Consider the following 14,367-nt stretch of genomic DNA (forward strand, 5'->3'; position numbering starts at 1 on the left):
GAGCCTAAAACCTCGATTCTAAGTGAAAGCGGCCACGCCGTGCCGAGGTTTCAGGGTTGCACGGCCGTGCCGCCCGGCGCCTGGGCGGCCGCCGCGGCAGGCGCCGGCCGTGCCGGATACCAGCGTTCGCGCAGGCGCATGAACGGGGTCTCCACCAGCCGGTACAGCAGCCAGCCGCCCCCGATGCCCGCTGCCATGATGGCGCCGATCCACCATGGCGCGCCGGTATCGATGCCCAGGCGCCCGGCCTGCGGGCGGATCGCCATGAAGATCGGCTTGTGCGCCAGGTAGACGGCGTAGGACCACAGCGCCAGGCTGGCGGCGCCGGGAACCCGTACCCGGTTCAGGATGCAGTGCGGGCCGAGGGCGGACAGCACCAGCAGGCCGAAGCCGGCCGCCACCAGCGGAAAGCCGAACGTGGTCGCGACGAAAGGGCTGAACCCGTCCCTCGCCATGGCGTGGAGCACGAATGCCGTCGTCGCCAGGCCGGCCGCGAAGATGGCGTTCGCATGCGCTTGCAGCCGCGCGAAGAGGGTGGGATGGAAGTTCTTCAGCATGGCGATGGCGACGCCGGGCAGCAGTCCGCCGAAGCGGCACAGGGTCGAGTAGTAGACCTCGGCCGCGAATGCGTCGTGGCCGCCGTGCAGCATGGCGGCGGCACGGGCCGCCACGCCCAGCGCTGCCGCGCCGAGCAGCACGCACCAGGCCAGGCGCGCCGGCCGGCGCACGCGCGCCAGTGCCAGCACGGCCAGCGGCAGCACGACGTAGAACTGTTCCTCGATGCACAGCGACCAGGAGTGGGTGAAGGTCTGTCCGTAGGCCAGTCCGATGTTCTGCGTGAAGGTCAGCATCTGCCACAGCGGCGGCATGCCGGAGCCGGCGATCGGGCCGTGCGGCAACAGCAGGTAAATGGCCAGCATGGCGTAGTAGTTGGGCAGCGTGCGCAGCAGGCGGCGCGCGAAGAAGCTCCCGGTCGACGAGGTTTCGCCGCGCGCGACGGGCGCGAGCAGCTGGTTGCCGATGAGATAGCCGCTCAGCACGAAGAACAGGTCGACGCCGGACCAGCCCACGTTGCCGAGGATGCCGAAGGTGGGCGCGTGGCTGACGAAGCCGGCATAGTGGGACACCAGCACGAGCACGATGGCGCAGGCGCGCAGGGTGTCCAGGCCCTGCAGGCGGATGGTGGAAGGGGGCATCAGGCGACTTTCGGGGCCGGGAGGGAAACGGTATCGGTATCGGTGGCGCGCGCGCGCCGCGCCAGCGCTTCGGTGAGCGCCGGCATGTAGGTGCGGCTGGCGCGCAGCAATGTGCCGTCGCGCAGGCGCAGCACGGCGTCGCGGTTGGTCAGCGCGCGCAGCTCGGCCACCATGTCCAGGCGCACGATGCTGGAGCGGTGCACGCGCTGGAACTGCTGCGGGTCGAGGCGCAGCGCCAGCGCGTGCAGGCGTTCGCGCACCAGGTATTCCTTGCCCTGGACGTGCAGCGTGGCGTAGTCGCCGTCGGCCTCGATGTGCTCGACGTCGGCGGTGTCGACGAGGACGGTGCGGCTGCCGGCGCGCACGCTGAAGGTGCGCGTCCACGGGGCCGGAGCGGGCAGCGGCGCGCGCCGCCAGGGCCAGGCGGCCAGCGCGCGTTCCAGCGCCTCGTCCAGGCGCTCGTCGTCGATCGGCTTGAGCAGGTAGTCGATGGCGGCCAGTTCGAAGGCCTGCAGCGCGAAACCGTCGTAGGCCGTCAGCAGGATCGCCATGGGCCTGGTCTGGCGCGGCAGGCTCGCCAGCACCTCGAGGCCGCTGCGGCCGGGCATCTCGACGTCCATGAACACGAGGTCGGGGCAGACGTCGGCGAGGCCGGCGGCAGCCGTGTCGCCGTCGCAGTATTCCGCCACCAGTTCGATGCCGGGATGCCTGGCCAGGCGCGTGCGCACGGCCAGGCGGGCCAGCGGCTCGTCGTCGACGATGGCGACGCGCAGCTTGCCGTTCATGCCGCTACCCTGGCGTCGTTCGCTGCCGCGCGGCTGGCGCGCTGCAGCGGCAGCGCGATGCGCACCCCGAAGCGGCCGTCGGCGCGCCAGCCGGCATCGACCTGCTGGTCCTCGCCGTACAGGTGGCGCAGGCGCTCGGCGACGTTGGCCAGGCCGATGCCGCAGCCTGTGCCAGTCGCCCCATCCGCGTCCGCGCCGGGACGGCCGTCGTTGCTGACGTCGACCAGCAGCCGGCCGCCCTCGCGACCGATGCGGATGTCCAGGCGTCCCGGCGCGGCCAGCGGCGCGATGCCGTGGCGGATCGCGTTCTCCACCAGCGGCTGCAGCATCAGGTAGGGCACGGCGGCGTCGAGCAGGTCCGGGCCCGCCTTCATGGTCAGCTGCAGGCGCGTGCCCAGGCGCGCCTTCTCGATGTCGAGGTAGGCCTCGGTCAGCGCCAGCTCCTCGGCCAGCGCGTGTTCGTGGCGGCCGTCGTGGGCCAGCGTGGCGCGCAGGAAGTCGGCCACGCGCCCGATCATGCGGTTGGCGTCGCCGTTCGCCTCGGCCGCGACGAGGGCGGAAATGGCGTTCAGCGTATTGAACAGGAAGTGGGGGTTGACCTGCAGGCGCAGCGCCCGCAGCTCGGCGTCGCGCGCCGCCGCCTGGGCCTGGGCCAGGCGCAGCTGGGCGCCTTGCAGCGACAGGTAGTAGACGGCCAGCGCGTGCACGGCGCAGAACACGAGCAGCGCCAGCCAGCAGCCGTCCAGGCCCCGCGTCAGCTCGTCCCAATGGTAGCGGTCCATCAGGCCCAGCCCGATCTCCAGGCGCTGGCCCAGCACGTTGTTCAGCACCGACATGGCGTAGCTGGCACCCACGAGCACGAGGCCCGTGGGCAGCCAGTGCACGTCGCGCCGCCACATGGTCCTTTGCAGCGCCGCCAGCAGCACGATCCACGCCATGCAGGCCGTGATGTACATGGCACGGAACCAGACCGCGTGGCCGTGGCCGAGCGCCGGCAGGCCCAGGATCGCCATGCAGGCGCATACCGGCAGGGCGGCGAGGACGGGGACGAGCAGGGGCGTCGCTTGTTTCACGCGATGGGTCCGGAACGATGTGGGCTCTGCAATTCTAGCGGCTTATCGATCGATGGAGAACAGCATGGAGCTGATTTTCCAGCCGTCCTCCGCGTGCACCATCTGCCAGGATTCGGCGCCGTGGTTGGTGACCTTGCCGTTGTCGAGGAAGTCGAAGTCGAAGTAGACGGAGCCCACGGTGCCGTTGGTTTCGATGCGCACGTTGTAGAAGCGCTCCTCGACGGTGCTGCCCTTGTCGTCCTGGATCATGGCCGCGAACCTTTTCCAGCTCGATCTCCGGTACTTCTCCGCATTCGGGAAGCGGGCCTTGGCGGCCTTCCAGGTGCGGCCGTCGAGCACCGAGATCCAGCTGTCGTGGTCCTGCAGGAACAGGGAGCCCAGCGTCTTGCCGTCGTGGGCCTTGATGGCGTCCTGGAACTGCTGCACGACCTGCTGGATCGCCGCGCGGTCGGCGGCATGCGCATCGTCGGCGGCACGCGCCGGGCCGAGGCAGGCGGCGAGGAGGACGAGGGTGGGGAACAGGCGGCTGGCTTGCATGGGGACTCCCGGTGTGATGAAAGTCCCCACGCTAGCGCTCGCGCGTGCATGGGTCCAGCGCGCCGCGACGAGCCGTGCGCGGCGTGCGGCGAAGCGGTCAGCCGTGCGCCGGAACGCGGCGGTTCCACAGGTGGCCGGCCAGGGCGGCAAGCACGCCCATGCCCGCCCAGCCCAGTACCGAGGGGAGCGTGGCGGCGCCATGGAAGCCGACCACGTCCAGCGCCGGCACGCCGGCGGCGCTGATGCTGACGTACAGGCCGAACAGGAACAAGGCCAGGAAGGTGCGTGCCGTGCCGCTGGCGCGTCCCAGCAGCGTGGCCAGCGCCGCCAGCGCGAACAGGCCGGCCAGCAGCGCGCCGGCGCGCAATGGGTCGGATACGGCCAGCCGCAGCGCCGCCAGCGCCGTGAACATCAGGCCCAGCACCAGGGCGGCCGCCAGCTGGCGCCAGTAGCGCCGCGCGGCGCCGCCCGCGACCACGGCACCCATGCCATCCAGGGCGGCGTCGCCGTCGCGCGTGGACAGCTCGCTCGCGAGGATGCCCCAGAAGGCGACGCAGGCGATCGCAAGTGCCGGCAGCATCCGCGCATCGAGCGCCACGGCCAGCACCTGGGCCGCAAGCAGGGCGGGGATGGCGGCCGGCGCTGACACCAGGGTCAGGGCGACGTCGGCCAGCACCTGGCCCGCGATGCCGGGCAGGCGCGCCGACAGCGCGAACAGCGGTTGCGCCAGCTGCGCCAGCGGGCGCAGCCAGCCATTAAGCAGCGCCAGCGGCGAGCGGCGCGCGCGGGCGCGCGCCGGCTTCACGTGGTCCGGCGAGAAGCGGTGGAACAGGCGCATCGCGAGCAGCATCGGCAGCAAGGCCAGCGCGGCGGCGACGCAGCGCACGCCGGCCACCCGGGCCGTCCAGGTCCAGGCCGGCAGCGTCAGCGGGGCCAGGTGCGGGTCGAAGCCGGCGATGCCGACCATCGTGTGGCGGAAGTCGCCGTAGGCGGCCAGGGTAGCGATGACGGCGCTCATGCCCGTGAAGTCGACCGGGATGGCGGTGGGGCCGGCGCCTTCGGCCACGCCCGCCATCAAGCCGATCTGGCTCATCCAGATGACGAAGTACAGCAGATCGCCGGCCTTGCCCATCAGCGGCGCCCAGCTGTCGAACAGCAGCGCGCAGCTGGCGGCGAACAAGATCATCGGCCCCATGACCAGCGCATAGGTCTGCAGGTAGACGAGCGGTTCGAGCGGGCCTTCGCCGCGCAGCAGGTGGCAGGCGAGGATCGTGGCCATGAAGGCGGCGACGAGCGCCAGCAGGTAGAGCACGCCGCCGCACCAGCGCGCCAGCAGGAAGGCGGCGTCGCCGGCCGGGCTGGCGCCGATGACCCCGGCGAGCCCGCTGCGCAGGTCCTCGGCCATGCGTCCGCGCAGCAGATAGAAGCCGGCCAGCGCGAACAGCAGCGAGGCCTGGGCGGCGCTGCCCAGCGCCAGCGCCGAACTGGTGTAGCGCACGCGCGCTCCGCTCATGGAAATCAGGGTGCGGCCGGTGGACGGGTCGGAGATCATCAGCCAGGTGAGCGCGACGATCGCCAGCAGCGTGGCGAGCGTCGACAGGCGGCGCAGCCGCGTCCTGGCTTCCAGCAGGGCCAGCGTGCGGACCAGGTAGGTATTCATGCCGCCTCCTTCACCGCATAGCGCTGCGCCATCAGCGCTTCTTCCAGGCTCGGCTCGGCCGGCTGCGCACCCTGGCAGGGCGGTCCCGGATGGGCGATGCGCAGCGCGAAGCGGCTGCCCTGGCGCAGCGCCTGCAGCACATGGGTCGATGCGCGCAGGGCGTCGTACTCGGCCTCGTCGACGCTGGCCGTCCAGACCTGGCCGCGCGCGCGGCCGAGGATGTCGTCCGGCGTGTCGAAGGCGACCAGCCGGCCGCTATGCATGATGGCGAGATGGCCGGCGATGGTCTCGACGTCGGACACGATGTGCGTGGAGATGATGACGAGCTTGTCGAAGCCCAGTTCGGCCAGCAGGTTGCGAAAGCGCAGCCGTTCTTCCGGGTCCAGGCCGGCCGTCGGCTCGTCGACGACCAGGATGTCCGGGTCGTTCAGCAGCGCCTGGGCGATGCCGAGGCGGCGCAGCATGCCGCCGGAGAAGGTGCTGGCCATGCGGTTCGCCTGCTCGTGCAGGTTGACCAGTTCGAGCAGGCGGCGGATGCGCGCCGGGTCGCGCACGCCCTTGAGCGCCGCGAAGTACTGCATGAATTCGAGCGCCGACACGTTGCGGTAGACGCCGAAGTCCTGCGGCAGGTAGCCCAGGCGCCTGCGGATCGCGTCCGGCTTCGCCACGATGTCGGTGCCATCGAAGAGGATGCGGCCGGACGTGGGCCGCGCCAGCGTGGCGATCATCTGCATCAGCGTCGTCTTGCCGGCGCCGTTGTGGCCGATCAGCCCGACGACGCCCGGTTCCAGGCGCAGCGACAGGTCGGCGACGGCCGTGACCTGCTTGCCGAAGGTTTTGGTGACGTTCTGCAGTTCCAGCATGGCGATATTCCGTACGGTGGGGATACCGTAATGTACGGCGCCGTGCGCGACGGCACACCCCTCATTGCGACAGGCGGTGCGTTTTGAGGGATGAGATGCAGATACCGCCGTTCAGCGCACGGCGGCAGGGTCGAAATGCGGATTCTCGATCAGGCCGATGACGTTGCCGAACGGGTCCTTCAGCTCGGCGACGCGGATCCCTTCGCCCACGTCCTGCACGGGCTCGTGCTCGGCGGCGCCCAGCCGGACCAGGCGCGCGGCTTCGGCCGCGACGTCGTCCACGCCCCAGTAGACGACGGAGCCGGCGGTGCCGGGCGTGCCGTCCGGGACAAGGCCCAGCTCGAAACCGCCGATATTGAAACCGACGTAGAACGGCTGGTCGAAATACGGGGCCGTGCCGAAGGCTTCGGCGAACCAGTCCTTGGCCCGGGCCAGGTCGGCGACGGGGTACTTCACGGTGCGCAATCCCTTGATCATGGCGTTCTCCTGTGAAAACGCCATGATGCCATCGCCGGCCTGCCCGGTATTGGAAAAATGGAAGTTGCGACGGAAGGTGCTTACTTCGGCTTGACGAACTTGAGCGTCATGCGGTCGCTCTCGCCGATCGCCAGGTACTTCTCGCGGTCGACGTCCTTGTTGGCCAGCGTCGGCGGCAGCGACCACACGCCTTTCGCGTAGTCCGCCGTGTCCTTCGGATTGGCATTGACCTCGGACTTGTCGGCGAACTTGAAGCCGACGCTCTCGGCCATCTTGATCACGTAGTCCTGGTGCACATAGCCGCCCGTGGAGCCGGCCTTGCGCGACGCCGGCAGGCGATGGTCCTCGATGCCCAGCACGCCGCCCGGCTTGACGACCTTGTAGATCTCGGCCAGCGTCTTCTTCAGGCCTTCGTCGCCCTCGTCCATCCAATTGTGCAGGTTGCGGAAGGTGAGCACCATGTCCACGCTGTTGGCCGGGGCGATGTCGTAGGCGCGCGGCGGCTCGAACACGGCGCGCTGCACCTTGCCGAACATGGCCGGGTTCGCGGCCAGCTTCTTGCTCAGGTTGTCGGCATAGCGGCGCGCGCCCGCGTTGGGGGAGGAGGACGACTCGCCGGCGACGATCAGCTTGCCCTTGTCGCGCAGGTAGGGCGCCAGGATCTCCGTGTACCAGCCGCCGCCGGGCGCCAGCTCGACCACGGTCATGTCGGGCCGGATGCCGAAGAAGGTCAGGGTCTCGTACGGATGGCGCGCCGGGTCGCGCGCCACGTTGGCGGGCGTGCGCTCCTTGCTGGCGATGGCCGCCTTGAGGGCGTCGTCGGCCTGGGCCGCATGCACGGTGCCGAAGGCCAGCATGCCGGCCAGGATCAGTCGCTTCATGTTCGTCTCCCGATGAGTTTTGGAGCGACGATGATCAAGCAGGGCGGCGCGGCCGGTCAAGCGAATTCGGCGACGTCCGCCGCGACGCGCTCGACGCGCTTGTAGAAGAAGGTGGTCGCGCACAGCGGCCCGTCCGGCAGGCGGGCGAAGTCCGGCACCGAGCCTACGCGCTGCCAGCCGAGGCCTTCGTACAGGCGTTCGGCCGCGGCATTCGACGTGTCGAGCACCAGCACGCTGCGGCCCTGGGTGCGTGCCGCTTCCTCGACGGCCTGCATCAGCAGCCGGCCCAGGCCCAGGCGGCGGGCGGACGGGTGGACCAGCAGCTTCGCGACTTCGCCCCGGTGGGGCTGGTTCTCGGGCAGGTCCGTGACCAGCTGCACGGTGCCGGCGATGCGCTCGTCCACCTCGGCGACGATCAGCGTGCGCTCGCCGCGCGCGACACCGGCGGCGACGCCGCGCCAGAAGCGCTCGGCCTTGTCCGGCCCCATCGGCAGCATGAAGCTGACCGATGCGCCATCCTCGACGCAATCGACCAGCACCCGCGCCAGTTCCCCGATGCGGACGATGGCCTCGTCGGCGCCGAGCGTGCGTATCGTTGGATGGCCTTTCATGTCGATCTCCTTGCAGGCGGATGGGACGGCGACGCCAGCGCCACCAGGTAGCGTGCCGGCGCGGCGGTCGGGTTGTGGTAGGTGATCGGGCGGTCCAGGCGCATCGCGAGGCAATCGCCGGCGGCCAGGAGCCAGCGCTCGTCGCCGACGCCGACCTCCATCGTGCCTTCGATGACCCAGACCTGCTGCTGCACGTCGACGTCGCGCGTGGACGTCTCGTAGGCGATGCGCTGGCCCGGCGGGAAGCTGACCTCGACGAGCTGGATCGGCGCCGGCACCGACGGCGACAGGTTGCGCCGCACGTAGCCGGAGCCCGGATCGGTCCACACAGGCTGGTCCACGGCGCGGGCCACGGGAGAGGGCGCCTGCGTATCGCGCTCGAACAGCGAGGCGACGGTGACGCCCAGCGCCGCACTCAATTTATCCAGCACGGTGGCAGTGGCGCTGCTCTCGCCCCGTTCGATCAGCGAGATGTTCGAGCGGCTGACGCCGCTGCGTTCGGCCAGCGCGGCCAGCGACAGGCCGCGTTCGTCGCGCAGGGCGCGTACGCGGGCGGCGATGAGCAGGTTGATGTCCATGGCTTCCAGTATAGTGGATAAAAATGTCCTGTAAACTGGATTTTGTGGCGGTTGTGAACGTGGGATCTGTCAAGTCGCGCCGTCGGTGTTTGCGGAGATCGAACAGCTGCCGCACCTGCCGGGGGCGCGCTGGGAGCGCGAGCTACGTTTGCTGGGGGCTGTCCGAAAGCGCGATCACGGCCGAGCCGGCGCGGCGCTGGAACTTCCCGGACCGGATCGTGACCGCCGTCGAGGGCGCATCGATGCCGATGGAGGCGCCGCGCTTCTCCCGCCTGGCCGGCGTCGTGCACCTTGCCAGTCTTCTGGCCGACACGCCGGACGACGACTCCGCCGTGATCGACACGCTGCCGGGCGACGTGGTCGACCGGCTCGGGATCGACATGGCATGGATGCGCAGCTCATTGGCCGCGTGCCGCAACAGATAATCGTGGATCGCGCCATCCACGCCCTGCCTGGTGAGAGGGCTCGCCAGGTCCAGTTCATAGGTCTTGTCGCCAATGTTCACCCGGGTCAGCGCGGCCTTGATCGGCAAGCCGTACGGCCGTTCGGCTTTGCGGTATTCGAAGCCATACTTTCTGAAAGCGGCTTCCACCTCCTGCATCGATGCAGCGCTTGCCGTACCGGCGACGGTGAGCAAAGCGAGGGCCGCCGCAGCTGGCAATGGAAGGCGGCGCAGTATCTTGAAACTTCGGAGCATCGTTTTTCCTTGCACCGGCATCGGCCGGACTGCGGGCGCCAGCTGGCGCGTTTTTTAATCTGTCTTGCGACTGTCCGACGGAGGAGCCTCGGGTCACTATAGGCCGCTGTCGACCCAAAGCCGACAAGACGAGAAGGCTTAGGTGTATCTCCAATTTATTTGCTCGACGCGCAGCCGGCACAGCCGCTTCCCCGTATATGTCGAGATGGCCGCCATGCACTCAGCCAGGGTTGGAAGCCTGACGTCGGCGCGACGTTTGTCCACGTCAGCTTCGTTCTCAATCAGGAATAATTGCACCTTGGCGTTCCGCGTTCCGCGTTCCAGTTCGATGGGAGCCGCGACGCCGTCGCGTGCCACTGCAGACCGCCCGCCCAAGGCGCAGAGCGCGCCGGCTTCGACCAGCGCAGCGTCTGCAATCGGCGTTTTGCTCTACACTTCCTGGCGCCCTTCGGACCAACAGCGCCGGCGCATGCTTCACAGCGCGGTGCGACGGAGGTGCCCTAGGTCGTGGCATACGTGCCGACCAGGCGCACATTGGCACGCTTTCGTCTCAACAACCTGGCATCAATCCGCGAATGGAGATCTGGAACATGAATTCGAGCATGCTCAGCCTTGCCTCCACCTTCTCGCTCACGCTGCTCGCGTTTGCCGCCGGTCCGGCCGCGCACGCGCGGGCCAGTGCAACCGCGACCAGCGGCCTGCCTTTCGAGGTCAAGCCGGTCGGCACATTCACGAGCCCATGGGCCATGGCATTCCTGCCGAACGGCAACGTGCTGGTGACGCAAAAGGAAGGAGCGATGATCTTGTTCGATCCCGCAACCGGCACCCGGCGGACAGTGTCCGGCACACCCGCCGTCAGCAGCAAGGGCCAGGGTGCGCTCATGGACGTCGTGCCCGCTCCCGATTTCGCAGCCAGCAAGCTGCTCTACTTCAGCTACTCCGAGGCGGGTCCCGGTGCCGACAGCCGGGTCGTGCTCGCCACCGCGACACTGGATCAGGCAGGCGGCACGCTCAAGGATACGAAGGTCATTTTCCGCGGCCAGGCTGCTTCGACTGGCGGGCACTATTCCGGCCGTATCGGCTTCTCGCCCGATGGCAAGTCTCTCTTCTTCACCAGTGGCGACCGCCAGCTTTTCGATCCGGCGCAAGACCCTGGGTCGACGCTCGGCAAGGTGCTGCGCCTGAACCTCGACGGCACGCCAGCCGCCGGCAACCCGCTCGCGGCCAAGGGCTTCCATCCAGCCGTCTGGTCGTATGGCCACCGCAATCTGCTGGGCGTGGCCTTCGACGGGCAGGGACGCCTGTGGGAAATGGAGATGGGACCGCGCCATGGCGACGAGATCAACCTGATCAAGCCAGGGCTCAACTATGGCTGGCCGAAAGCGTCGAATGGCAACCACTATGACGGCCGCGACATTCCCGACCACGCGCCCGGCGACGGCTTCGAGGCGCCAAAAGTGTCCTGGAATCCGGCCATTTCGCCAGGCGGCCTCGCCTACTACAATGCGGACCTGTTCCCGAAGTGGAAAAATTCGCTCTTCATCACCGGTCTCTCGGGCAAGTCGCTGGACCGCATCGCCCTCGATGGCGAGAACGCGAGCAAGGTGGACCATTGGGACATGGGCGAACGCATCCGCGCCGTTCGTACCGGGCCGGACGGCGCCCTATGGCTGGTGGAGGACGGTCCGCGCGGCCGGCTCCTGATGCTCACACCGAAGAGGTAGGCGGTTCAACCCAGCGTACCGGCTTTCCAAGCACGCGACTTCATTGGCCGTTCGCGGCGGACGTCTCACGCGACGAAGCCGGCAGGCGTCGTCCCCGCCAGCAGCCGGAATTCGTGGATCAGGTGGGATTGATCGTAATAGCCGCAGTCGAGCGCGAGCGCGGCCCAGTCGGCACCGGGGCCGGCCGTGCGGGCCGCATGGCTCGCCTTGCCGAAGCGGCTGACCATGGCAAAGGCCTTCGCGTTCAAGCCGACCCGTTCGCGGAACTGCAGCGCCAGGTGCTGGCGCGAGACGCCCAGCGCGCGGGCGAGGTCCTCGATGCGCACGGCCCCATGCGCCTCCTCGATGCGGCGCACGGCGGCGCGCACGAGCCGGTCCGCTGGTAGCGGGGACGCGCGACGCAGGCGCGCCAGCAAGGCCTCCTCGATGCGCGCCAGCCGTGCCCGCACGGGCAGATCGCGCTCCCACAGCGCGGCGGCCAGCGCGTCCGCTTCATGGCGCGGCCACAGCGCATCCAGGGGCGGATGGTCGTCCTGCAGCAGGTGCAGCGGCAGGTCGAGGAAGGCGCGCGCGGCGCCGGGCAGGAAGCGCACGGCGATCGTCAGCACGGGCACGTCGGCTTCGAACAGGTGGGAGCGGGACATCATGCCGGCGACGAAGCCGGCGGGGGCGCGGTCCTGCCACAGGATGTCGATGCAGTTGTCGGGCAGGATGCGGCGGCGGACGGGGGAGCCTTGCGGCCGCGCGCGGCTTGTCCACAGGCAGGCGACGTGGCCGGCCAGCAGGGGATGCGGCGCGAATTCGCGGTACAGGTCCATCGTGCCAGTATAGCGGGGCCGGTGGCGCTACCGGAAAACGACGGTGTGGGTGAATCGCGGTCGCGCGGTCAGTCCAGCTCGTCCTCGTCCAGCCCCCGTTCGAGCTGCGGAATCACCTTCACGAGCAGGATGCGCGGGCCGTTGGTCTTCTTGACCACGACGTCGAATTTCGGGAACTCGATGCGCTGGCCCTGCTTGGGGATGTCGCCCAGCTTGGCCATCAGGAGGCCGCCGACGGATTCGACCTCGTCCAGGCCCATTTCCTCGTTGTTGATGTCGATGCCCAGCACGCGCTCGAGCGAGACGATCGGCAGGCTGGCCTTGCCGATGTAGGTGCCGTCGCCCTGGCTGATCCAGTCGTTCTCGTTGAGGCGGAACTCGTCGCGGATCTCGCCGACGATGGCGCCCAGCATATTGTCCAGCGTGATGAAGCCGACCGGGCGCTTGCCTTTTTCGCCGATCAGCGCGAAGTGCGGCGCGCCGCTGCGGAAGCGGCGGAACAGTTCGATGGCCGGCGTGCGCGCCGAATAGGTCTCCACGGGGCGCAGGTAGTCGGAGAGGTCGGTGATCTCCTTGCCGGCCTGCTCGGCGAAGAACAAGTCCTTCAGGTGGATCACGCCCAGCACTTCCTCGCCTTCCTCGTCGAAATAGGGGTAGCGCGAGAAGCGGTTGCGGCGCATCGTCTCCAGGTTCAGCACGAGGGTCTTGCTCGCATACAGCGCGCTGACCTCGTTAATGGGGCGCATCAGGTCGGACACGGTGCGCTGGCCGAATTCCAGCGACTGCGCGAGGATGTGGCGTTCGTCCGAGGTGAAACGCTCGCTCGGCGTGCCCGTGTTGGCACGCAGAATCATCTTCAGTTCCTCGTTCGAGTAATGGGTCTCGTGGCCGCCCACGCCGGACAGGCCCGCGATGCGCAGCACCAGGTTGGCGCTGCCGTTGAGCAGCCAGATGGCCGGGTACATCGCCCAGTAGAACGCGTACAGGGGCAGCGCGCTCCACAGGCCCACGGCTTCCGGCACGCGGATCGCCAGCGACTTCGGGGCCAGCTCGCCCACGACGATGTGCAGGAAGGAGATGACGCTGAAGGCCACCACGAAGGAGACGCCGTGGATCAGTTTTTCGTTGGTGACGCCGACCAGCGAGAACACCGGTTCGAGCAGGCTGGCGAAGGCGGGTTCGCCGACCCAGCCCAGGCCCAGCGAGGCGAGGGTGATGCCGAGCTGGCAGGCCGACAGGTAGGCGTCGAGCTGGCTGTGGACCTTGAAGAGGATGCGGCCGCGCAGGCCGCCGGTTTTCGCGATCGCGCGAACGCGCGTTTTGCGCAGCGTGACGATGCCGAATTCGGCCGCCACGAAAAAGCCGTTCAGGGCCACCAGGAACAGGGCCAGAACGACGAACAAGACGTTTTGCATAAACAGTGCTTAAGGACCCCGCTTGCTGGTTCGCGCGGCCCCGGTTGTTAATAAAGAGGCAAAGCCGACATTCATTGTAGTTCAAGCCGCCGCGCGGTTCCCTTTTTGTGCGGTGGCCAGGATCGCTTCGACGGCGGGGTGCTGGATCTTGCGGTCGTTCGAGATCGCATAGAACTGTTCGCGCACACCGGACGCCCTGCCGATCTCGATGGCCTGGAACTGCTCGGCGATGTCGTTCGCCAGGGCGGCGGGGGCGAAGAACAGGCCCAGGCCGCGCCGCCCGAAGGTATTCAGCAAGGCGTTGTCCTCGAATTCGCCGACCACGTCGGGATGGACGCGGTGCGTCATGAACCATTCGTCGATCCTGCCGCGCAGGGCATTATTGCGTGCCGGCAGCAGGAAGGGCGCACCGTTCAAGTTCGCCGGGAAGCCTTCCCGGTATGCATCGGCCAGCGCCTTCGTGCCCACGACGAGCATCTCGCTGTCGAACAGGCGGTGGCTGAATACCTTCATGGCGCTGCCGGACGGCACTTCACGGTCGGTCAGCACCACGTCCAGCTTGTGCAGGGCCAGTTCGGCCAGCAGCGCCTCGAACTGGTCTTCGTAGCAGACCAGGTGGACCTTCTTGTCGATGGCCATCGCCGCTTCCAGCATGCGGTAGGCCGACAGCTTCGGCAGCGAGTCGGAAATGCCCACCGTCAGGCGAATGCGGCCGCTGTCCGCCTCGTTCAAGGCTTCCTGCATCTGCTCGCCCAGCAGGAAAATCTGGTCGGCATAGCCGAGCGCCAGCCGGCCCGCCTCGGTCAGCACCAGGCGCCGGCCCTGCTGCGAGAACAGCGTCTTGCCCAGCGATTGTTCCAGCAGCGTCAGCTGCGAGCTGATGGTCTGCACGGCCAGGTGCAGGCGCTCGGCGGCGCGGGTGATGCCTCCTTCCTTGGCGACGACCCAGAAGTAGAACAGGTGGCGGAAGTTGATGTCGCTCTTCATCGATGCATTCAATCCTGAGGTTTTTTCGAAGTAACGATCACATTATCTTCGCTTTTTTGATTTGG

The 14,367-nt window shown here is 68.4% G+C and carries 15 protein-coding genes; 1 reads left to right on the top strand and 14 read right to left on the bottom strand.

Translation table 11 applies throughout. The features are described from left to right. Window positions 1-50: 50 nt before the first annotated feature. From QPK32_RS09325 to QPK32_RS09375, 11 genes are all read right to left on the bottom strand, one after another. Window positions 51-1,196 (bottom strand): acyltransferase, encoded by a 1,146-nt coding sequence (locus tag QPK32_RS09325; RefSeq protein WP_290412529.1) that lies wholly within the window; start codon window positions 1,194-1,196, stop codon window positions 51-53. Further along, window positions 1,196-1,981 (bottom strand): LytTR family DNA-binding domain-containing protein, encoded by a 786-nt coding sequence (locus QPK32_RS09330; RefSeq protein ID WP_290412530.1) that lies wholly within the window; start codon window positions 1,979-1,981, stop codon window positions 1,196-1,198. The genes QPK32_RS09325 and QPK32_RS09330 overlap by 1 nt, the downstream gene beginning before the upstream one ends. Next, window positions 1,978-3,054, bottom strand: coding sequence for a histidine kinase (locus QPK32_RS09335; protein WP_290412531.1), 1,077 nt, complete (start codon window positions 3,052-3,054; stop codon window positions 1,978-1,980). The genes QPK32_RS09330 and QPK32_RS09335 overlap by 4 nt, the downstream gene beginning before the upstream one ends. 42 nt (window positions 3,055-3,096) lie before the next feature. After that, a complete protein-coding gene (locus QPK32_RS09340; protein WP_290412532.1) occupies window positions 3,097-3,591 on the bottom strand; it encodes a nuclear transport factor 2 family protein in 495 nt (164 codons plus the stop codon). Between the two features lie 97 nt (window positions 3,592-3,688). After that, window positions 3,689-5,251 (bottom strand): hypothetical protein, encoded by a 1,563-nt coding sequence (locus QPK32_RS09345; RefSeq protein ID WP_290412533.1) that lies wholly within the window; start codon window positions 5,249-5,251, stop codon window positions 3,689-3,691. Then, a complete protein-coding gene (locus tag QPK32_RS09350) occupies window positions 5,248-6,114 on the bottom strand; it encodes an ABC transporter ATP-binding protein (RefSeq protein WP_290412534.1) in 867 nt (288 codons plus the stop codon). The genes QPK32_RS09345 and QPK32_RS09350 overlap by 4 nt, the downstream gene beginning before the upstream one ends. 111 nt (window positions 6,115-6,225) lie before the next feature. Further along, on the bottom strand, window positions 6,226-6,591 hold the full coding sequence (locus tag QPK32_RS09355; RefSeq protein ID WP_290412535.1) for a VOC family protein: 366 nt from the start codon (window positions 6,589-6,591) through the stop codon (window positions 6,226-6,228). 80 nt (window positions 6,592-6,671) lie between these two features. Continuing rightward, window positions 6,672-7,472, bottom strand: coding sequence for a class I SAM-dependent methyltransferase (locus tag QPK32_RS09360; protein ID WP_290412536.1), 801 nt, complete (start codon window positions 7,470-7,472; stop codon window positions 6,672-6,674). A gap of 56 nt (window positions 7,473-7,528) precedes the next feature. After that, window positions 7,529-8,083, bottom strand: coding sequence for a GNAT family N-acetyltransferase (locus QPK32_RS09365; RefSeq protein ID WP_290412537.1), 555 nt, complete (start codon window positions 8,081-8,083; stop codon window positions 7,529-7,531). Continuing rightward, the gene (locus QPK32_RS09370) at window positions 8,080-8,661 is read right to left on the bottom strand and encodes a helix-turn-helix domain-containing protein (RefSeq protein WP_290412538.1); all 582 of its coding nucleotides are present in this window, start codon (window positions 8,659-8,661) and stop codon (window positions 8,080-8,082) included. The genes QPK32_RS09365 and QPK32_RS09370 overlap by 4 nt, the downstream gene beginning before the upstream one ends. A gap of 142 nt (window positions 8,662-8,803) precedes the next feature. Continuing rightward, window positions 8,804-9,358, bottom strand: coding sequence for a hypothetical protein (locus QPK32_RS09375; protein WP_290412539.1), 555 nt, complete (start codon window positions 9,356-9,358; stop codon window positions 8,804-8,806). Between the two features lie 575 nt (window positions 9,359-9,933). Between QPK32_RS09375 and QPK32_RS09380 the strand changes: the two genes are divergently transcribed. Continuing rightward, the gene (locus QPK32_RS09380; RefSeq protein WP_290412540.1) at window positions 9,934-11,082 is read left to right on the top strand and encodes a PQQ-dependent sugar dehydrogenase; all 1,149 of its coding nucleotides are present in this window, start codon (window positions 9,934-9,936) and stop codon (window positions 11,080-11,082) included. Window positions 11,083-11,147: 65 nt separating this feature from the next. On the opposite strand, the gene QPK32_RS09385 is transcribed toward QPK32_RS09380, so the two are convergent. From QPK32_RS09385 to nhaR, 3 genes are all read right to left on the bottom strand, one after another. Beyond that, a complete protein-coding gene (locus QPK32_RS09385; RefSeq protein WP_290412541.1) occupies window positions 11,148-11,900 on the bottom strand; it encodes an AraC family transcriptional regulator in 753 nt (250 codons plus the stop codon). A gap of 68 nt (window positions 11,901-11,968) precedes the next feature. Continuing rightward, window positions 11,969-13,315 (bottom strand): hemolysin family protein, encoded by a 1,347-nt coding sequence (locus QPK32_RS09390; RefSeq protein ID WP_290412542.1) that lies wholly within the window; start codon window positions 13,313-13,315, stop codon window positions 11,969-11,971. A gap of 81 nt (window positions 13,316-13,396) precedes the next feature. Then, window positions 13,397-14,302: a transcriptional activator NhaR gene (gene nhaR, locus QPK32_RS09395; RefSeq protein WP_290412543.1), complete on the bottom strand. Its 906-nt coding sequence runs from the start codon at window positions 14,300-14,302 to the stop codon at window positions 13,397-13,399. Window positions 14,303-14,367: the final 65 nt, after the last annotated feature.

Source organism: Massilia sp. YIM B02763 (assembly GCF_030412015.1).
Taxonomy (GTDB): domain Bacteria; phylum Pseudomonadota; class Gammaproteobacteria; order Burkholderiales; family Burkholderiaceae_D; genus Telluria.